Here is a 19,369-nt window from a genome sequence, read left to right on the forward strand (position 1 = left end):
AGTGGGCCCCGGCGAATCGAGGCGGTCGTCGGCGTCAGATTGCCTCCGCCGACTCGGCGCGCGGCACCGCGACGAGCTCGTACGAGAGCGGCAGCCACTGCTCGGCGGGCCAGCCGTACATGCCGTCGCCGAGGTCGACCGTCGCCGGGAAGATGCGCCACGGCGCGCGGTAGTGCTCGGCGAAGGTCTCGATGTCGAGTCCGGCAGTGCGCAGCGCAGCGAAGACCTCGCCGAGCGGATGCATCCACTCCCACGTGCGCGCATTGGCGAGCGCCGCCTCGGGGTCGGCGTAGTCGCTCGGGTCGTCGATGATGTCAGGTTCGTCGTTCGAGTACGGGTAGGCGAAGGCGGGCAGTCCACCCGGCCCGCTGTCTCCGTCGAACACCATCGCCGCCGGGTGCCCGTCGGCGAAGTAGAACCGCCCACCGGGCTTCACGAACCACGACACGATGCGCGCCCACTCCGCGACATCCGGAAGCCAGCCGATCGTGCCCCACGTGGTGAAGACGAGGTCGAAGGATTCGGGCTCGGGCAGAATGTGGCGGGCGTCGTAGACGTTCGCCTCGATGAACCGGGCACGATTCGAGACGCCCAGCTCCTCGGCCATGCGACGCGCCTCGGCGACCGCCTGCGATGAGAAGTCGATGCCGATCACCGTCGCCCCGAGGTTCGCGAGCGACAGCGTGTCGGACCCGAAATGGCACTGCAGGTGGAGCACCCGAACGCCCTCGAGGCCGTCGGGATAGAGGCGCCTGATGGCCTCGAGCACGATCGGGTCGAGGCCCACGCCGCCGTCACGGAGCACCGTGCGGTCGTACATCTCCGATGCCACGTGTACCGCGACGCGTTCGTCCCAGTTCGCGAGGTTGTCGTCGAGCCACTCGCCACCGCGCAGGTCGACGCTCACCTCACTCGCCCTTGGTGGCTTCGATGAGCTTCGCGACGATCTCGGCGAGCTGCGCGTCGGCGGCGCCGTACGCAGCCCAGTCGCCGGCGGCGAGTGCCGCCTGCTTGTTCTTGATCGCCTGCGACGCCTGGTTCAGCAGCGCCTGCACCTCGTCGTTCGGAGCCGTCGGTTCCGCCGGCGTCTCGCCATCGGCCGGCGGGGTCGGTGTCGCCCCCGGATCCACCTCGTTGTCGCCCGCGTCGGCACCGGAGTCGCCGCCGAACAGCACGTCGAGCGCGAGGTCGAGCGTGTCCTGGAACGCGATCTGGTCGCCGAACGCCACGAGCACCTTCTGCAGCAGCGGATAGCTCGTGTTGCCGGTCGATTCGACGTAGACGGGTTGCACGTACAGGAGTCCGCCACCCACCGGCACCGTCAGCAGGTTGCCGTTGATCACGTTCGACTGGCCCTGCTTCAGCAGGTTCAGCGATTGCGAGACCGTGGGGTCGGAGTTGAACTTCGCCTGCACCTGGCCCGGACCGGGCACGTTGTCGTCTTCGGGCAGTGTGAGCAGCCTGAGCGCGCCGTAGCCGTCGGCGCGCTCGCCGTCGGCACTTCCGGCGTCGGCATCGACCGCGAGGTACCCGCGGAGCACGTTCCGGCTCTGCTCGCCGCGCGCCTCGGGGATGAAGGTCGAGTAGAGCGAGTAGCTCGGCTCGTCCTGGCCCGGCATCTTCATCGTCAGGTAATAGGGCGGCTGCAGCAGCGTGCTGGCAGCGTCGGCGGTCGGGTCCTTCGGCGTCGTCCACGCGTCTTCACGAGAGTAGAAGGGAACCGCTTCGGTCACGTGGTAGCGACCGAGCACCTCGCGCTGCACCTTGAACAGGTCGGACGGGTAGCGCACGTGGCTCATCAGGTCGCCCGACATCTTGCTCATCGGCTCGATCGTCGTCGGGAAGACCTTCTGCCAGGTCTGGAGGATCGGGTCCTCCTCGTCCCACGCGTAGAGCGTCACCGTTCCGTCGTAGGCGTCGACCGTGGCCTTCACCGAGTTGCGGATGTAGTTGACCTCGTCGAAGGCGAGCGTGGGCGCCTGGGTCTCGCTGTCGGCGATCGCATCGCTCATGCTGACCTTGTTGGAGTAGGGGTACTGGTCGGAGAGCGTGTAGCCGTCGACGATCCAGACGACCTTGCCGTCGACGACCGACGGGTAGGTGTCGGTGTCGAGCGTCAGGTATGGGGCGACCTTCTGCACGCGCTCCACCGGGTCGCGGTCGTAGAGGATCTGCGAGTCGGTCGTGACCTGGTCGGAGAGGAAGATCTGCTCGGACTGGAACTTCAGCGCGTACACGAGCTTCGTGAACGCGTTGTCGAGCTTCGGACCGCCGTTGCCCTCGAACGTCGTCTGCGTCTGGTCGGCGCCTTCCGAGCCCGACGGGTAGTCGAGCTCGATCGGCTTGGCGTCCTTCGGCGCGCCGACGATCGAGTACGCGGGCGAGGACTCGCCGAAGTACACGCGCGGCTCGAAGTCGCCGAGCACGCCCGACGACGGGATGCCCGACTGCAGGAACACCGGCTGGCCGTCGACCGAGCGCTGGTTGCCGGCGGCCGCGACGAGCCCGTAGCCGTGGGTGTAGACGAGGTGCGAGTTGAACCAGGTCTCGGCGTCGCCGAGGCCCGAGAGGTTCACATCGCGCACCGCGACGACCGTGTCCTGCGAGGCGCCGTCGATCTCGTAGCGGTCGACGTCGAGCGCCGACGGGAACTCGTAGTACTGGCGGAACTGCTCGAGCTGCTCGAACGCCGGGCCGATTACGAGCGGGTCCATGAGTCGGATGCTGGCGGTCGTCGCGGCGTCCTCGCGCAGCGCGCCCTGCGCGGCGTCGGTCTCCGCCTCGAACGGGATCTCCTCGACGTCGGCGATGCCGTAGGCGTCTCGGGTGAGGTCGATGTTGCGTTGGATGTACGGCTCCTCGAGCGAACGGGCGCTCGGGTCGACCTGGAACCGCTGGATGACCCACGGGTACAGCGAGCCGATGAGCAGGCTCGACACCACGAGCAGCGCCGTGCCGACGAGCGGCAGACGCCAGCGCCCCATGATCGCGGTGATGAAGAAGAGCACGGCGACGACGGCCGCGATCGCTGCGAGGATGCCCCGACCCGGAATGGTGGCGTTGACGTCGGTGTAGGAGGCGCCCGTGATGAGGGAGCCCGTCTCGGTCACGGTCGCGTACTGGTCGAGCCAGATGCTGACCGCCTGGAGCAGCAGGTAGAGACCGGCGGTGACCGCGATCTGGATGCGGGCCGACTTCGAGATGACGACCTCGCGACCGCTCACCCGGAGCGCGCCGTAGAGGTAGTTCGTGGCGATCACGAGCAGCACCGAGAGCAGCACGACGGCCGAGGCGAAGCCGACGATCGCGCGATAGAACGGCAGCTCGAACACATAGAAGCCGACGTCGAACCCGAACTGCGGGTCGGTCGTGCCGAACGGCGTGCGGTTCAGCCAGGCGAGGGTGAGCTCCCAGCGGCTCGACGCCGAGACGCCGGCGAAGATGCCGAGCACCACCGGGATGCCGTACATCGCGAGTCGGCGCAGCGGCTCGAAGACCTCTTGGTAGCGGTCGAGCTGCGAGTTCAGCTTCGCGTAGACGGGACGCGATCGATAGGCGATCTGGATCGATCCCCACACCGGCACCGCCATGGCGAGGAAGCCGATGATGAAGAGCACGATGCGCGCGATCCACTCCGTGGTGAGCACCGAGAGGAAGCCGAGCTGGTCGTACCAGAGCACGTCGGCGTAGATGCCGGCGAAGGCGAAGAACGCGATGACGAGCACGGCGACGACGCCGATCGTGATCGCGATCGGAGCGCGCCTGCGCTGGACCCTCGGTTCTTGCGGCTGTGCTGACACTCTCGGCCTCGTGCTCGGTCGGGATGGGATCGGGATTCCATCCTAGAGTCGTATTCCTTTGAATCGCCTGTTCAGGCGGAGCAGGTGAATCGCCTGTTCAGGCGGGGCACGACGGGTAGGAGCCCGTGACCTCGCCGTCGGCGACGTCTTCGACGATCTCGCGCGCCTGGTCGAGGGTCGACACCGAGAAGACGGTGAGGCCGCTCGGCACGTTGCCCGTGACCTCGTCGCAGTTCGCCTCGGGCGCCAGGAACCAGGCGGCGCCTGCGTCCTCGGCACCCCAGAGCTTCTGACGGATGCCGCCGATCGGTCCGACATCGCCGGACGAGTCGATCGTGCCCGTTCCGGCGACGATCTGGCCGCCGGTCATGGCCCCCGGGGTGAGCTTGTCGACGATGCCGAGTGCGAACATCATGCCGGCGCTCGGGCCGCCGACGTTGTCGAGCTGCAGCTCGACTTCGACCGGGAACTCGTAGTTCATGCGCACGCCGATGCCGAGCACGGAGACGCCGTCGCGGTCGACCGGGGTCGCCTCGACCGTGAGCGGAGCACCGTCGCGGATGATCTCGATCTGCGCCGGGGCATCCGAACCGTGCTCGCGCACCGCGGTCTGCAGTTCGCGAATGGAATGCACCTCGGTGCCGTCGAGCGAGACGATCACGTCACCCTCTTCGAGCACGCCGACGGCGGGCGAGTCCTCGAGGAGACCGGCGATCGTCACCTCGCGCGGGAAGTCGTAGCCGAGTTCGACGAGCGCCGCGGCGATCGCGTCCTGCTGCGAATCGACCATGGCGGCCTGGTTCTGGGCGTCGCGGTCTTCAGTGCTGACCCCGGGCGGGAAGATCGCCTCGACGGGCACGACCGAACGCGTGCGGTCGAACCATGCGGCGATCACCTCGAACCAGGACGGCGTCTTGCCGGGGCGCCCGACGACCGAGACCGTGAGCAGGTTGAGCTCGCCGTCGGTGGGGTAGGTGGTCTCATCGGGGATCTCGATGAGCGGCACTTCTTCTTCGTCGCTGTTCTCGGCGACGCCGAGGGTGTCGTAGACCGGGCCGGGCTGCTCGATCACGTACGGCGAGGGCATCAGGGCGAACACGATGCCGACCACGACGGCGACGGTGATGGCGCTCCAGCCGATGCGCTCGCGCAGCGGGCGTCGCACGTTCGTCGGATCGGATCGCCTGTGGGAATCCTCCGACAACGGGGTCTCGTCGAAGATGCTCAACCGTCATCCTTCCCGGCGGTGTTCGAACGCGAGTGCCGGCCCTGTTCGCGAAGGGCGGACACCCGGAACGCCCAGCCTAGGCCATTTCCCAGACACTCTCCCGTGCCCCGGCGTTACGGTTGACATGACGCGACTGGGAGGTGGCCACTGTGGCCGATCGGCATGACGAGCCCGACGACCGAAGCCCCGAAGACGAGTTCCGGGAGATGCTTCGGGAACTGCTCTCCGGCAACGGCGGCATCGACCCATCGAGCCTCGCCGGCGCCGCGGGTCTGCCCAACGACCCGGCGAGCATCGCCGCGCTGTTCTCGCAGCTGCAGCAGGCGATGAACAAGGCCGACGACGGCATCGACTGGAGCGTCGCCGTGCGGCAGGGCGAAGAACGCGCCGCCACCGGCCAGCTCCAGATCGCCGACGACGAGCGCGCCAGGTTCGACCAGGCCTTCCAGGTCGCCTCGCTGTGGCTCGACGAGGCCGTCGACTTCGGCGCGCTGCCGAGCACCCCCGAGCTCCTCACCCGCCGCGCCTGGGTCGCCGCGACGATGCCCATCTGGTCGCAACTGGCCGAGCCGGTCGCCCTCTCGATCTCCGACGCACTCACCCGGGTCATGAGCGAGCAGGCGCCCGAAGAGATGCGCTCCATGATCGAGGGCGCGAGCCGCATGATGCGCGGCATCGGCGGCGCTCTCTTCGCGATGCAGCTCGGGCAGGTCGTCGGCCAGCTCGCCACCGAGGTCGTCTCGGGCGGCGACGTCGGCATTCCGCTCCTCGACGACGGCCGCGCGGCGATCCTGCCGCAGAACGCCGCGGAGTTCGGCAACGACCTCGACATCCCGACCGACCAGATCGAGCTCTACCTGGCCGTGCGGGAGCTCGCCCACGCACGACTCTTCCGTCACGCGCGCTGGCTGCGACTGCACCTCATCACCGCGATCACGGCCTTCGCGCGCGGCATCGACATCGACACCGAGCGACTGGAAGAGCTCGCGGAGGGCTTCGACCCGACGAACACCGAGGAGCTCCGCAACGCGGTCGTCAACGGTGCGCTCATCCGCGGCAGGAGCGAGTCGCAGCAGGCGGCCCTCGCCCGCCTCGAGACGATGCTCGCGCTCGTCGAGGGCTGGGTCGACGCGGCGACCGCCGACGCCACCGCACGACTGCCGAAGTCCGACGCGATCGCGGAGTCGATCCGTCGTCGCCGCGCTTCGGGCGGGCCGGCCGAGTCCGCCTTCGCGACCCTCGTCGGCCTCGAACTCAGGCCGCGCCGTCTCCGCGAGGCCACGGCCATGTGGCGCGCCGTCACCGACGCCGTCGGCGTCGAGGCGCGCGACGCGCTCTGGGCGCACCCCGACCTGCTGCCGACCGCCGAAGACCTCGACGACCCGACCGCTCTCGTCGCCCGTCTCACGGGCACCGAATCGGCCGAGTCCGACGACGAGTTCGACCAGGCGCTCGAGCAGCTCCTCCGCGGCGAGACGCCCGCGGCACCCGGCGAAGACGGCGAAGAACCGACCGCCTGACCCGCCTCACGACTCGCGCGCGGCGACCTGTGGAGGAATTCCGCACCGCCGGGCGCGATTCGGGCATGCTCTCGGCATGTCACCGCGCATCGACCCGCTCCTCCCGCTCGTGTGGCGCTCCCCCACCGAGCTGCAGCTCGGCGCGACACCCCGGGTCGTGCTGCGCGACCCGGGCGAGTTCGAGACCGGATTGATCGCCGCACTCCGGCACGGCGCCTCGCCCGCCACCCTGCAGACGATCGGCACCGGGCTCGGCGGCACGCCCGAGGCGGTGCACGCCTTCCTCGAGCTGCTCGCCCCGGCGTTCGAGGCGTCGGCGGCACCCGAGCAGCAGACGGCGGCAGCGCCCACAGCATCGCCTCGCGTTCAAGAGCGAGCGGATGCCGCGGCATCCGCTCGATCGCCACGACGCATCGCCGTCGACGCATCGCGTGAGATCGGCGAGCGGCTCGCCGACCACCTCGCGAGTCTCGGGTACGCGCCGGTGCTCGCGTCGGAGGCGGAGCCCGCCGACACGGCGCTCGCCGTCATCGCGGCACCGTGGGTGATCTCGCCTGGGCGACACCTGCCGTGGCTGCGCGCCGACGTGCCGCACCTGGCCATCGTCTTCGACGACGAGGGCACGCGCATCGGCCCGCTCGTCGAGCCGGGCAGCGGCCCGTGCCTGCGCTGCCTCGAGCTGGCACGGCGCGATGACGACCCCGCCTGGCCGGTCATCGCCGCGCAGCTCGCCGGGCGCCCGGCCGCGAGCCGCACGCCGCGGGCCGTGCACGACGCCGTGGCACTCGCGGCAGCACTCGTCGACGACCGGATCCTCTACGCCCGCAACCCCCTGCGGGGCGCCTCGATCAGGCTCGGGCGCCCGGGCGAGTTCGTGCCGCCTGCGCAGCACCGGCAGCACCCCGAGTGCGGGTGCCGAGCTCCTGCAGGAACCGAGACGGCTCCCGTTCGCCTCGATATCCGCCGCCCTGACGCGGCCAGCTCAGCTCGAGACGCTGCCGTGCCCGCGTGATGCCGACGTAGAGCAGGCGCCGCTCCTCGTCGATCGCGTCGAACCCCTTGGCATATGCGATCGGAAGCATGCCCTCCGTGAGCCCGACGATGTAGACGTGCTCCCACTCGAGGCCCTTCGCCGAGTGCAGCGTCGCGAGCGTCACAGCCGAGACCGTCGGCTCGTGCTGGGCCTCGGCGCGGGCGCGCAGCTCATCGGCGAATGTGCGGAACGTCGTGCCGGCCGGCGCGTCGTCGACGAGCCGGGCGATCGCGTTCAGCGACTCCCAGCGGGCACGCACCGCACCGGGCCCGTCGGGTGCCTGCGCACTCCAGCCGAGGGCGCGCAGCACGTCGCTGACCGACTTGAAGAGCGGTTCGTCGGCGATCGTGAGGGCGGCGGCACGCAGTGCGTGCACCGCTTCGCGCACCTCGGGCTGGTCGAAGAAGCGCGAGGCGCCGCGGACGCGCGACCCCACCCCGACCTCGTCGAGCGCCCGCTCGAGGATCGCGGACTGCGAGTTCACGCGCATCAGCACCGCGATCGACTCGGGCGGCGTGCCCGCGTCGATGCTCGCGCGGATGCGGGTCGCGACCCCGCGCGCCTCGGAGAGGTCGTCGGCGTACTCGACGGTCCTCGGCTCGGCGTGCGACTTCGGCGGCGCGGCATCCGTGTCGGCACTCGCGGTGACCGCCTCGAGCCGCAGCGCGCCCGCCCGGCCGCGCATCAGCCGGTTGGCCGTGTCGACGATCTCGGTCGACGAGCGGTAGTTGCGCTCGAGGCGCACGACCGTGGCGCCCTCGTAGCGGCGCTCGAAGTCGAGCAGGTAGTCGGCGCTCGCACCCGCGAAGGAGTAGATCGTCTGGCTGGCGTCGCCGACGACGCAGAGGTCGCGCCGGCCGCCGAGCCAGAGGTCGAGCAGCTGCTGCTGCGCGGGCGAGACGTCTTGATACTCGTCGACGATGAAGTGCCGGTAGCTCTCGCGCACGTGCATGGCGACGGATGCCTCGGACTCGATCATGCCCGCCATCGCGAGCAGCACGTCCTCGAAGTCGAGCATGCGCCGCTCGTCCTTCAGCGACTCGTATGCGTCGACGACGGCGAGGAACTGCTCGGGCGTGAGGCTGCCCGGCGCGCCTCGGCTGGCGAGCCGGGTCGCGTACGTCTCGGGACCCGCCACGGTGACCTTGCGCCACTCGATCTCGGCGGCGACGTCGCGCAGCGTCGCCGTGTCAACCCGCACACGGGCGCGCTCGGCGGCCTGCCCGAGCAGGCGCCCCTTGAACTCGAGCACCCGCGGCGCGCTGCCGCCGACGACGATCGGCCAGAAGTGGTTGAGCTGCGCGAGCGCCGCCGCGTGGAAGGTGCGCGCCGGCACCGCACCCGCACCGAGTGCGCGGAGCCTCGCCCGCAGTTCGGCCGCGGCCCGCGAGGTGAAGGTGAGCGCCATCACCCGAGCGGGGTCGTAGGTGCCCGACGCCACCCCGTACGCGATGCGGTGGGTGATCGCCCGGGTCTTGCCGGTGCCGGCACCCGCGAGCACGCAGACCGGCCCGAGCAGCGCCTCGGCCGCGACGCGCTGCTCGTCGTCGAGCGCGTCGAGCAGGGGGTCGGATGCCCCGGTCACGACGTCGACCATGCCAGTCACGTCCTCTCGGCGTCGAGGGGTCCGCCGTACCAGCGTTCGAGCAGCCAGCGTGCGATCGAGATGCCGCCCGGTAGGCCGATCTCGCCGGGCGCCGCCACGATGTCGTCGCGGGAGAACCAGCGCAGTTCGAGGATCTCCTCGCCGTCGGGCACCGCCGTGGCCGGTGCGACCCCGGGCGCGATGCGCGCCGAGAACCCGACCATGAGGCTCGCCGGGAAGGGCCACGGCTGCGACGCGACGTACTCCACCCGGTCGACCGCGATGCCCGCCTCCTCGGCGATCTCGCGCACGACGGCGGCCTCGAGCGTCTCGCCCGGTTCCGCGAAGCCGGCGAGCAGCGAGTAGCGGTTCTGCGTCCAGAGCGCATTCGAGCCGAGCAGCACCCGGTCGTCGTCATCGGTGACGAGCACGATGACGGCGGGGTCGGTGCGCGGGAAGTGGAGGCTGTCGTCGGCCGTGCAGCGCCGCGCCCAGCCGGCCTGCACCGGCACGGTCGTCGCGCCGCAGCGCGGGCAGTGCCCATGGTTCTCGTGCCAGTTGGCGATCGCGACCGCCTCGACGAGGAGGCTCGCCTCACGATCGTCCAGCACGGCCGCCGCATCGCGCAGTCCCTGCCATCTGGCCTCTTCGGGCTCGATGGCCGCCGCGGCATCCGCGTCGAAGACCCGCACCTCGAACCGCGACCCGCCCTCGCGACCGAGGTAGCAGCGCAGCAGGGGCGCGGGGAGTCCGTCGGGGGCCATGAGCTGCAGCGCCGGCGCAGAGCCGTCGACGCGTTCGGCGAGGAGCGCGCGGCCGCGATGCACCGCGATGACGCGGGTCGCCGGGTCGGCGTCGAGCAACGCTTCGAGGCCTGGATCGGCGCGCGACGCGGCATCCCGGTCGATCGTCGAACGCGCGAACACCGGCGATGTCGATTCGGTCACGTGCCACCTTTCGATGCCCAGGTCGGGGTCGGAGTCGGCCGGAAGGCGTGGCGGTCGCCCGCAGCCGCGGGTTGCCTGCTTAAGCTGAATGCCATGGCCAGACCTCCTCTCACTCTAGCCGCGTTGGCCACGGCGGCGGTGCCCGGACTCGAGGTGCGTGCCGTGCGTGCGCACACTCGCAAGAGCCACGGCGCATTCGACGCGGTGCTGCTGCGCAGCACCGACGATCGCATGCTCGTGCTGCGCGTGCCGCGTTCGCAGGCCGCCGAATCCGAGCAGTCCTCCGACCTCGTCTCGCTTCGTGCACTGACCCCCGGCATCCGCTCGCGGCTGCCGTTCGACATCCCCGAACCCGTCGGCCAGGCGCCCATCGACGGCACCCGCGCGGTCGTCACGACCTTCGTGCCCGGTGCCGTTCGCACCGCCGACGAACTCGCCGAGCACGACGGCATCGCGACCTCGGTCGGCCAGGCACTCGCCGCGGTCCACTCGCTGCCGACGGGATTCATCGCCGACGCAGGCCTGCCGCGCCAGACCGCCGCCGAGGCGCACGACGCCGTCGTCGAACTCATCGACCGCGCCGCCGACACCGGCCACCTGCCCGCTGCGCTGCTCCGGCGCTGGGAGGAGGCGACCGACGACGCCGCACTCTGGCGCTTCCGCCCAACCGTCGTCAACGGTGCGCTGGCCGCCGACTCGCTCCTCGTCGACGGCGACGCCGTCACCGGACTCATCGGGTGGTCGGCGCTCGCCCAGGGCGACCCGGCCCGCGACCTGCACTGGCTCCTGACATCGCGAGGCGACGCCGCCGAGCGGGCCCTCGACGCCTACTTCGATGCGCGCGAGGGCGACGCCGACGCCCACCTGCCGCAGCGTGCGCTGCTCTACGGCGAACTCGAGCTCGCGAAGTGGCTGCTGCACGGGGTCGAGGTGCGCGATGACGAGATCGTCGCCGATGCCGTCGGCCTGCTCGACGGACTCGTCGCGAGCGTGCACGATCACTCGAGCGAGCCGCTCTCCCCCGAGACCGGGCCGATCCTCACCGTCGGCGACGTCGAGCGGATGCTCGACGAGACGCCGCGCGAGAACCTGCCGCGCGAGGCGGGTGCGAGCCTGCTCACCGACAGTTACGACTTCTCCGAGCTCGAACGACGCGAGGCGGGCGAACGCGATGCCGCGCCATTCGATGCGACGGCGCCGATTCCACTCGACCTCTCGGACTGGGGCGACGCGTCACCCGCTACCGACGAGCGGGCCGACCGTGCCGACGGTCAGCGCGACGCTGCCGCCGACTCCGGCGCGGGCGCTGCGACCGACGCCCAGGCGCGGCGCAACGCCGCCTCGTCGTAGATCGCGTCGGGCCTGATGACCCGATCGTCCTCGACGAAGTAGAAGACCGCGTCGATCGTGTCGGGTGCGATGCCCGCCCAGTTCGCATACGCGAGTCGGTAGAGCGCGAGCTGCGTCTGCTTCAGCTCGAGGTCGTGCGCGTCGCGCGGCGCCTTTCCGGTCTTCCAGTCGACGACCTGGTGACGGATGCCGCGCCGCCCGAGCTCGCTCGACGGATCGATGTCGAACACGGCGTCGAGCTTGCAGACGAACACGTTCTCGCCGATCGGCAGGTGCAGTTCGATCTCGACCGCCGAGGGCTTGCGGCCGCCCCACTCGGAGGCCTCGAACGTGGCCTGCAGCGCGCGCAACCGTTCAGGTGTGGGGTCGGCGATGCTCTCATCTCGCGGAGGCTCGAGTTCGGCGTAGGCCTCGAGACCGTCGAGCGCGTCGATGGCGGCCGCTTCGAGCTCACCGCTCGACCGCTGCTCGACCCACTGGTGGAACAGCGTGCCGATGCGGGTCGCCCGGTACGGCCGCTGCGGCATCGGCCGTCGCAGCTGTGCGGAGACCGCGGCGGGGTCGTCGACGTAGTCCTTGAACCGCGACGCAGGCACGCGAACAGGCACTTCGGCCGTGGCCGGCCCCTCGGCGCGGCGGCGACGCTCCTCGAGGAGCAGCCGGATGCGGTCGGCGAGCATCGGCCCGATGCCCTCGCCGCTCGGCCGTGCGGCCGCGGCGCGCACGGCCTCGGCCGCGGCGGTGACCGCGGGTCGGCGGATGCCGAGCGGGTCGAGCGGCCAGCTCACGCGCTCGGTCGACCCGGCTCGCGGGTTCTCGTCTGATTCCGGTGCGCCGGGCAGCAGGCCGGCCTCGATCACTCCGGCGGTCACGAGTTCGCGCAGGAACGGGCTCGGCTTGCGCGGCGCCTTCTGGCTCGCCCACCACGATCCCGCCAGCAGCAGGTCGCTGCGCGTGCGGGTGAGCGCCACGTAGGCGAGGCGCCGCTCCTCTTCGGCGTGGCGCTCCTTGTTCTCCTCGGCGAACTCGCCGACCGCGCGGTCGAAGTCGGCCTGGCTCTGCACGCCGCGCCACTGCAGTTCGGGCAGCTCGTCGGCGTCGCCCTTGAACTCGTTGGGCAGTTCGCCGAACGAGAGCCAGCCCTTCGACGAGCGAGGCTTCGACGGCACCTCGTCGTCGACCATGCGCGGGATCGCCACGACGTCCCACTCGAGGCCCTTCGAGCCGTGGATCGAGAGCACCTGCACGGCGCCGGGCTCGGGATCGTCTTGGCGCGGCGCGAGCCGGTCGCGCTGCTCGGCCTCGGTGAGCCAGCCGAGGAACGCCCCGAGCGTGGCGTGCTCGGAGACCTCGGCGAAGCCGGCGAGCAGTTCGTCGAACGCCTCGAGGCTCGGCGCACCGAGCGGCTGGGCGGAGTTCGCGGCGACCTCGATGTCGAGCAGCAGCTCCTGCTGCACGAGGCTGACGAAGTCGACGAGGCCGAGCCCGGCGCGACGTCGAAGCGACTGCAGCTGCGCGCCGGCCCGCCGCATGCGGGCGAGGCCGACGTCGCCGAACGCGGCGAGCGCCGAGTGCGAGTCGGGCGCCACGAGCAGGAAGTCGAGCGCGTCGACGATCGACGGCGACTCGTCGGGCGCGATCGAGGCGCGCAGCCCGGCTCGCACCTCGTCGCCGAGGCGCCGCGTCGACAGGTCGCGGTCGGCGAGCCACTTCGCGAGCGAGTGCAGCGCGGCGAGGTCGGCCGGGCCGATGCGCCAGCGCGCACCGCCCAGCACCCGCACGAGTTCGGAGCCGGCCGTGGGGTCGTTCAGCACCCGCAGCACGCACACGAGGTCGGCGATCACCGGCTGGTCGAGGAGCCCCGCCATGCCCAGCACGTGCACCGGCACGCCGCGGGCGCGCAGCGCCGCGGTGAAGATGCCGACGTTCGCGAAGGTGCGGCAGAGCAGGGCGCCGCTGCGGGGTGCCGGCTCGCCCGGCGCACCGCGACCGGCCCGCCCGAGGCGGTCTGCGAACCACGTCGCGACGAGGTCGGCCTCCTGCTCGATGGTCTCGGCCCACGCGGCTTCGAGCCGGCCCGGCTGCACGAACGGCGAGGCGCCGAGCGGAGCCTTGGGGATGCCGGCGTCGAGCGGCAGGATCAGCGTGTTCGCCGCCTCGAGCACGATCTTCGGGTTGCGCCAGCTCGTGGAGAGGTCGTAGACGGCGGCGTCGCCCCCGGGCGCGAAGTCTCGGCCGAAGCGAGCGAGGTTCGCGGCACTCGCCCCGCGCCATCCATAGATCGACTGGTCGGGGTCGCCGACCGCCATGACCGACTGCTCGCCGAACAGGGCGGAGAGGAGGCGCGTCTGCACGACGCTCGTGTCTTGATACTCGTCGAGCAGCACGGTGCGGTAGCGCTCACGGTGCCCGGCGACGACCTCGGGGTGCCGCTCGCAGATCGCGAGGGCGAGCGCGACCTGGTCGGAGAACTCGACGAACCCCTGCTGCTGCTTCGCCGCGGAGTACGCGTCGGCGAGTTCGAGCAGCGGCGGCAGCGCGTCGACGATGCCGAGGGCGTCGACGAACGAGGCGAAGTCGGTGCGCTTGCGCGGCGCCTCGATCGGCAGCCCCTCCATGGCGAGGAAATCGCGGGTCATGGCGCGCACGTCGCGGCTGTCGGCGACGTTCTCTGCGAGCGCGCGGCTGAGCGAGAGCACGGCGCCGGTGACCTTGTCGAGCGAGGCGTCGAGTTCGACGAGTCGTGGGTCGGCCGACGCCGCGACGACCGAGCGGGCCAGCTGCCAGGCGGATGCCTCTCCGAGCACGGCCGCGTCGGGTTCACGCCCGATGAGCATGGCGTGCTCTCGGTAGATGGCGCTCGCGAAGGCGTTGTAGGTGCCGACCGACGCGGATTCGAGGGGGTCGAGGGAGACCTCGGCGATGCCGAGCGAGACGAGCTGGGCGATGCGCTCGCGGATGCGCTCGGCGAGTTCGCCGGCGGCCTTGCGGGTGAAGGTGAGGCCGAGCACCTCGGGCACGGCGACGTGCCCGTTCGCGAGCAGCCAGACCACGCGGTTGGCCATCGTCTCGGTCTTGCCGCTGCCGGCCCCGGCGACGACGATGCTCTGGCCGTGCGGGTCGGCCTCGATCACGGCCCGCTGCTCGGCGGTGGGCGCGTGCAATCCGAGCCGCGCGGCGATGTCGGCGGCGGCGATTCCGGTGGTGGCGCTGCCGGTGGCGGCGCTGACGGCCGGGTTGGCTTCCGCCGGGGCGGTTCCGGCCGCGCCGATGCCGGCGCTCATGCCGACACCGCCGGCACGAGGTGCACGCGATACTGCCAGCCGCCGAACCTCGAGCGGTACCCGAGCTCGGCGGGTCCCTCGAACTCGCTGCCCGACATGGTGCGGGCGACGCTGTCGAGCCGCTCGCGGAACTCCGCATCGGCCTCGTCGTCGAACGGCTGCTGGGCGCGCTCGGTGAAGGCGTTGCCGCGCGTCGGCTTGGCGAGGTAGACGAGCTTCGCACCGCCGAGTGTGCCGCTGTTCGGCACTTCACCGGCCCGTGCGGCCAGCTGGTAGGCGGCGAGCTGCGGGTGCGCGGCCGTCTCGGCGGCCGACGGCGGCGTGCGGCCGGTCTTCAAGTCGACGATCACCGTGGTGCCGTCGGCCGAGGCCTCGACGCGGTCGATCGTGCCCGAGATGCGTACCCGCCCGATGACAAGGGTGAAGCGCCCCTCGGCCCCGAGCAGCACCTTGCCGTCGTCGACGAAGTTCGCGAGGTAGTCGGATGCCCCTTCGGCCATGCGCCGCGCGCCACGGCGCTCGCGCTCGGCCACCCAGCCGGCTTCGAAGCGCAGTTCGCGCCAGCGCTCCTCAACGGCGGCCCACAGGGTCTCGATGCTCGTGTCTCCGTCTTCTCGGGCGCCCGCCTCTTCGACGACGGCGTGCACGATCGTGCCGATCGAGGCGGCGAGGCCCGACGGCGGCGAGGCGACGTGGTCGATGAACCAGCCGAGCGGCGACTCCTCTGCGCGATCAATCTGCGACGGTGAGACCGAGACGAGGGCCTCGGGGTCGCCGTCGAGATCGACGAGCGGTGCCGTGGTCGACGGCTCGGCGAGGCCGTACCACTCGTCGGGGTGGGCGCCGGGCACGCCCTGCTCGGCGAGCAGGGCGAGAGCGGCTGGAGCCTCGCCGCCGCCGGAGCTCGTCGCCTCTTCGCGCAGGGCGCCGACGAGTCCTCGCAGGTGCAGCGGGCGGCGACGCGCGGCCTTGATGCGCTCGGTCGCGTACCCCATGAGCATCGACGGCTGCTCGTCGTCGTTGGCGGTGCAGCTGAGCACGAGCTGTCGGCTCGCGCGCGAGGCGGCCAGCACGAAGAGCCGCAGCTCGTCGCCGCGCACCGATGCACGCGCCTCGGCGACCGTCTCGGGCGCCGGCAGTGGTGCGCCGGAGCGGGCCGCCGCGACGACGCGCGGCAGGAGCGCGGAGTGCAGCAGGGTGCCGCGGGGGCGGAGGTTCGGCCAGACGCCGTCTTGCAGGCCGGCGATCACGACGACCTCGAACTCGCGGCCGATGACGGCGGGCGGCGTGGTCACGACGACGGTCTCGGCCGAGCGCTGCGGCGCGAGCGAGTCTTCGGGCAGTTCGCTCGCGAGCACCTCGTCGACGAAGCGCACGGGCGGCGCGTCGGGCTCGCGCTCGACGAAGCGCTGTGCGGCCGCGAAGAGGGCGACTGCAGCGTCGAGTGCGCGGTTCGCCTCTTCGGCCAGCACGCCCGTGCCTGCGGCCTGTGCGGCCCATTCGGTGGCGAGCCCGCTGCCCTCCCAGATCGACCAGAGCACCTCTTCGATGGTGCCGCCACGCTGGGCGACGCCGCGAGCGGTCGCGAGCAGCTTCGCGAGTCGCGCCGCGCGCCGTGCGGGCGCTGCGTCGATGGTCTCGAACCCGCCGGGGGCGCCGAGCGCCTCGACGAGCAGTTCGTCGGCCGTGCGCGTGCCCTCGTTCGCGAGCTCCTCGTGCCGGAGGGCGAGTCGCAGCCGGCGGAGGCCGACGCTGTCGAGCCGGCCGATCGGCCCGGTGAGCACCGTCACGGCGAGCTCGGGGGTGAGCGGTTCGCGGTCGAGCACGAGCGAGGCGGCCGCGAGCAGAGCCGCGGCGGCCGGTGCGTCGCGCAGCGCGGTGCGGGCGGCGTTGCCGGCAGTGGGCACATCGGCGAGCGCGAGCCCGCGCTCGAAGGCCGGCACATCGCCGCCCGAGCGCAGCACGACGGCCATCGACGACCAGGGCACGCCGTCGAGCAGGTGCCGCTCGCGCAGCACGGCCGCGACGGCCTGGCATTCGGCGGCGTGCGACGGCGCCTCGATGCCGAGCACGGCGGCGAGCCGGTCGGCCTCGGCACCGGTCGGCGTCTCGCGCACGGCCGAGCGGTGGGTGCCTCCGAGGGCGGTGCCGATGTGGCCGCTGACCGACTGCACGATCGCCCGCAGTTCGGGGCGGCCCCGGTGCACGACGGGCAGCTCGACGCGCTCGACGGCCCCGGTGCCGAGCACCGAGCCGAGTGAGCCGAGCAGCTCGGCACGCCCGCCGCGGAATCCGTTGGAGGCGACATCGGGGTCGCCGAGTGCGATCACCGCGACGCCCCGGGCCGCGAACGCGCCGAGCAGCGCGGCGGTCGACTCCGTGGCCTCCTGCGCGTCGTCGACGACGATGAGGCGCACGCGCGCGAGCAATCCGAGGGCGGCCTCGGCCGAGGCATCCGTCGTGCTGTCGCGCACGATCGCCGCAGCGAAGGCGCCCAGCTCCGACGAGTCGTACTGGTCGGGCCGCAACTGCGCCTTCACCTCGTCGTACTCCTCGAGGAATGCCGCGGCGGCCACCCACTCGGGCCGGCCGGTGCGATCGCCGAGCGCGGCGAGCGTCGGCGCGTCGACGCCGTGCTCGACGGCGCGCATGAGCAGATCGCGCAGCTCTGAACGGAACCCGCGGAGCACCCGCACCTCGGGCGTGAGCGGGTCGGGCCACTCGGGCCCGAACCCGTCGCGGATGCCGCCCTCGAGCAGCTCGCCGATGATCTGGTCGTGCTCGGCGCCCGTGAGCAGCGTCACGGGCGTGCCCGTGAAGGCGCGCACCACCTGGAAGGCGAGGGAGTTCGCCGTGCGGGCGAGCGGGCCCCGCGTGGTGACCCCGAGTCGCACCGCGAGCCGGTCGCGCAGCGCGGTCGCCGCGACACGTGTCGCCGAGAGCACGAGCACCTCGTCGGTGGCGTGACCGAGGCGCTCGATGCGGTCGGCGACGAGCTCGATCGCGAACGTCGTCTTGCCGCTGCCGGGGGCCCCGAACACCGCGACATGCCCGTCTGCCGCGAGCCTCGAGACGGGGGCTTCGGATGTCGCGGTGACCTGCATGTCGGCAACGCTAACGGGTTCCGCCGACAGTGAACCTGCACTGGCCCAGCGAGCCGGTGTCGTAGGGTTGGCGCAAGAGCAGAAAGGCGTACCGTGGACGTTCGCATCGGCATTCAGAACTCCCCCCGTGAACTCGGATTCGAGACTTCGCAGTCAGCTGCGGAGGTCGAGCAGGCGGTCGCCGCGGCACTCGCCGGGCAGTCGCCGCTGCTGACGCTCACCGACGACAAGGGCACCCGCTACGTCGTGCCCTCTGCCGCACTCGCCTACGTCGAGATCGGCTCCGAGGAGTCGCGCCGCGTCGGCTTCGTCGCCTGACATGGAACTCATCTTCGTCGTCGTGGGCGGCGCCATCCTGGGCCTCGCAGCGCAGTTCGTGGTGCCGCTCCGGCACCTCCGCGGCGTGGCAGTGGGCCCGGCGATCGGCGCAGCCGTCGCCGCCGTCGTGTGGGTCGCGCTGACCTGGCTGGGCTGGGCGTGGGACGGCGGCTGGATCTGGGTGGTCTCGCTCGTGCTGGCGGCGCTCGTGCCCGCCGCCGTGCTCTACGTGCTCTCCCCGCGCCGTGAGCGAGCGGATGCCGCGATCTTCGAGCGGCTCTCCCGCCCGGGTGTCGTCCGCGCCTGACGCGGACCGCGCTGCTCGATCGTGAGGTCGAGCGCGCCAAGGCCGTGAGGTGATCAGGCCGTGCGGCCGAGCGCGTGCAAGCGGCTCAGGCCGTGAGGCCGAGCGCGTCCATGCGACGCGTGTGCGCGGCGATGAGCTCCGTGAAGACCGGCTCGACGTCGGCACCGCGATCGTTCGAGTCGGACGCGCGCAGCGCAGATCGTGCGATCAGCAGCGTGTCACCCACGAGGCTGCGGCCCCAGAGGGCCAGCCGGTCGGCGAGGCCGGGGTCGGCTGCGATCGCAGCGAGCAGTTCGGCGTGCAGCACGCCTGCCGAGGCCTCGTCTTCGGCGAGGATCGCGCGCACTCGCGTCGCGAGTTCGCCGGGCAGCCCCGCGGAGAGCCGCGAGAAGTAGTCGTCGAGCATGCCAGCGGTGACGTGGATGCCGAGCAGCAGCTCGTACCAGTCGGCGCCCGCGCTCGCCTGACGGAACCGCTCCGCCGCCGGCGCGAACGGCGCCATCACCTCGACGGGCTCGACATCGAGCCGGCGCAGCTCGGCGATCAGCGCATGGTGCTGGCGGAGCGCACCGCCTGCTGCACGACTGAGGCCCTCTTTCGCCGACAGTGTCGGCGCCGTCGCAACGGAGCGCGCGAGCGACTCGAAGAACTCGAGCTGGATGTACGCGGCCTGGCCGAGGAACGGCACGGGCTCGGGCACGAGTTCGGTGAAATCGACCCGTGTGAGGTCGGTCGGCGCGACCCGCGGGCGCAGCCGAGGCAGCTCGGGGCGCGGAAGGCGTCGATTCGACCAGAGGACCACAGCAGACAGCTTACCGAGGCGTTCCATGAGTCTCGGATCCAGAGGACCACAGCAGACAGCTTACCGAGGCGTTCAGGGAGTCTCGGATAGG

12 protein-coding genes are annotated in these 19,369 nt (G+C 71.7%); 4 read left to right on the top strand and 8 right to left on the bottom strand.

Annotated elements, in window-relative coordinates; translation table 11 throughout:
- Positions 1-34: 34 nt before the first annotated feature.
- From ASE14_RS18700 to ASE14_RS18710, 3 genes are all read right to left on the bottom strand, one after another.
- Entirely contained in the window at positions 35-907 is an 873-nt protein-coding gene (locus tag ASE14_RS18700) for a bifunctional 2-polyprenyl-6-hydroxyphenol methylase/3-demethylubiquinol 3-O-methyltransferase UbiG (protein WP_056658643.1), read from the bottom strand.
- A gap of 1 nt (position 908) precedes the next feature.
- Positions 909-3,800, bottom strand: coding sequence for a UPF0182 family protein (locus tag ASE14_RS18705; RefSeq protein WP_082601057.1), 2,892 nt, complete (start codon positions 3,798-3,800; stop codon positions 909-911).
- A gap of 97 nt (positions 3,801-3,897) precedes the next feature.
- Positions 3,898-5,028, bottom strand: a complete 1,131-nt coding sequence (locus ASE14_RS18710) for a PDZ domain-containing protein (RefSeq protein ID WP_056658645.1) — start codon at positions 5,026-5,028, stop codon at positions 3,898-3,900.
- A gap of 206 nt (positions 5,029-5,234) precedes the next feature.
- Between ASE14_RS18710 and ASE14_RS18715 the strand changes: the two genes are divergently transcribed.
- Positions 5,235-6,548: a zinc-dependent metalloprotease gene (locus tag ASE14_RS18715; protein ID WP_056659327.1), complete on the top strand. Its 1,314-nt coding sequence runs from the start codon at positions 5,235-5,237 to the stop codon at positions 6,546-6,548.
- Positions 6,549-7,396: 848 nt separating this feature from the next.
- Here the strand turns inward: ASE14_RS18715 and ASE14_RS18720 are convergent.
- Together ASE14_RS18720 and nudC are read right to left on the bottom strand one after the other, a co-directional pair.
- Positions 7,397-9,178: an ATP-dependent helicase gene (locus ASE14_RS18720; RefSeq protein ID WP_056658658.1), complete on the bottom strand. Its 1,782-nt coding sequence runs from the start codon at positions 9,176-9,178 to the stop codon at positions 7,397-7,399.
- Between the two features lie 5 nt (positions 9,179-9,183).
- A complete protein-coding gene (gene nudC, locus ASE14_RS18725; RefSeq protein ID WP_056658659.1) occupies positions 9,184-10,113 on the bottom strand; it encodes an NAD(+) diphosphatase in 930 nt (309 codons plus the stop codon).
- Between the two features lie 162 nt (positions 10,114-10,275).
- On the opposite strand from nudC, the gene ASE14_RS18730 reads away from it, so the two are divergent.
- Entirely contained in the window at positions 10,276-11,463 is a 1,188-nt protein-coding gene (locus ASE14_RS18730) for a phosphotransferase (RefSeq protein WP_200953387.1), read from the top strand.
- On the opposite strand, the gene ASE14_RS18735 is transcribed toward ASE14_RS18730, so the two are convergent.
- Both ASE14_RS18735 and ASE14_RS18740 read right to left on the bottom strand, forming a co-directional pair.
- A complete protein-coding gene (locus ASE14_RS18735; protein WP_082601059.1) occupies positions 11,385-14,747 on the bottom strand; it encodes an ATP-dependent DNA helicase in 3,363 nt (1,120 codons plus the stop codon). The two genes, ASE14_RS18730 and ASE14_RS18735, sit on opposite strands and share 79 nt — an antisense overlap.
- The gene (locus tag ASE14_RS18740; protein WP_082601060.1) at positions 14,744-17,851 is read right to left on the bottom strand and encodes a UrvD/REP family ATP-dependent DNA helicase; all 3,108 of its coding nucleotides are present in this window, start codon (positions 17,849-17,851) and stop codon (positions 14,744-14,746) included. Before ASE14_RS18740 ends, ASE14_RS18735 begins: the two co-directional genes overlap by 4 nt.
- 93 nt (positions 17,852-17,944) lie before the next feature.
- Here ASE14_RS18740 and ASE14_RS18745 point away from each other — a divergent pair, with 93 nt between their 5' ends.
- Both ASE14_RS18745 and ASE14_RS18750 read left to right on the top strand, forming a co-directional pair.
- Positions 17,945-18,169, top strand: a complete 225-nt coding sequence (locus ASE14_RS18745) for a DUF3107 domain-containing protein (protein ID WP_056014418.1) — start codon at positions 17,945-17,947, stop codon at positions 18,167-18,169.
- Position 18,170: 1 nt separating this feature from the next.
- Positions 18,171-18,476, top strand: a complete 306-nt coding sequence (locus ASE14_RS18750; RefSeq protein WP_056658661.1) for a hypothetical protein — start codon at positions 18,171-18,173, stop codon at positions 18,474-18,476.
- Between the two features lie 85 nt (positions 18,477-18,561).
- On the opposite strand, the gene ASE14_RS18755 is transcribed toward ASE14_RS18750, so the two are convergent.
- Positions 18,562-19,278 carry a ferritin-like fold-containing protein gene (locus tag ASE14_RS18755; RefSeq protein WP_235511484.1) on the bottom strand — a complete coding sequence of 239 codons (717 nt, stop codon included), beginning with the start codon at positions 19,276-19,278 and terminating at the stop codon, positions 18,562-18,564.
- Between the last annotated feature and the right edge of the window lie 91 nt (positions 19,279-19,369).

Source organism: Agromyces sp. Root81 (genome assembly GCF_001429165.1).
In the GTDB taxonomy this organism is placed as follows: Bacteria; Actinomycetota; Actinomycetes; order Actinomycetales; family Microbacteriaceae; genus Agromyces.

Coding starts and splice junctions, on each gene's coding strand:
- ASE14_RS18715 (WP_056659327.1), top strand. CDS start 5,235: ATGCTTCGGGAACTGCTCTCCGGCAACGGCGGCATCGACCCATCGAGC.
- ASE14_RS18720 (WP_056658658.1), bottom strand. CDS start 9,178: ATGGTCGACGTCGTGACCGGGGCATCCGACCCCCTGCTCGACGCGCTC.
- ASE14_RS18735 (WP_082601059.1), bottom strand. CDS start 14,747: ATGAGCGCCGGCATCGGCGCGGCCGGAACCGCCCCGGCGGAAGCCAAC.
- ASE14_RS18740 (WP_082601060.1), bottom strand. CDS start 17,851: ATGCAGGTCACCGCGACATCCGAAGCCCCCGTCTCGAGGCTCGCGGCA.
- ASE14_RS18750 (WP_056658661.1), top strand. CDS start 18,171: ATGGAACTCATCTTCGTCGTCGTGGGCGGCGCCATCCTGGGCCTCGCA.